The following is a 613-nucleotide window of genomic DNA, read 5'->3' on the forward strand; positions in this document are numbered from 1 at the left end:
GGACAGGCGACTTGTAGCTTCGGCGTTGCAACATGGATTCCATCAGAATCGTTTGACGCCTTCATTCGGCGTGCCGATACCGCGATGTACAGTGCAAAATCAAATGGTAGAGATCAAGTCCAACTTGCCGATATGTAGCAGATCGGCTACCCGGGTGTCACTGCGCAAAAAGCCAAAACTCGACAGCTCCGGAGCCGCGCTCTGCCTTCAGGTCATCATCCCATTGTCCAGCACACGCCCCCTGGTAATCGTAAGCGTTCGGTTAAGTCACCGTGATTCGGACTCTGCGCTCAGAAACTTCAACAGGTAGTCGTTTTGGAACGCCTCAGACCTCGGCAGATCGTGCGAATTACATAAAGATTCGGTCGTCATCGAATTACCAAACCCGTGCTCCACTTTTAGCTTCGGTCATCAGCGCCCATTATCAGACTGAGTGTAGTGGTCAATTAATCCCTGACACGACGTTAAGTTTCATTAGACCACTACAAGGCGAGCTGGGGCTCGATCCTGGCACGGCGAACAAGCGGTTGAATCTGATCGTTAGCTTCTACCAATGGGCTAGCCGCGCCAGGGAATGCTAGTGCTTCGGAGCGCGGGCATACCAACCGTAGAT

Annotated in this window: 1 protein-coding gene; it reads left to right on the plus strand. The window is 52.5% G+C overall.

Annotated elements, in window-relative coordinates; translation table 11 throughout:
• Positions 1-138: diguanylate cyclase domain-containing protein (locus tag AC1DF0_RS32005; protein ID WP_477577583.1), on the plus strand; the 138-nt coding region annotated here is incomplete at its 5' end.
• Positions 139-613 lie beyond the last annotated feature (475 nt).

This window comes from Paenibacillus sp. 05T425 (assembly GCF_056396205.1).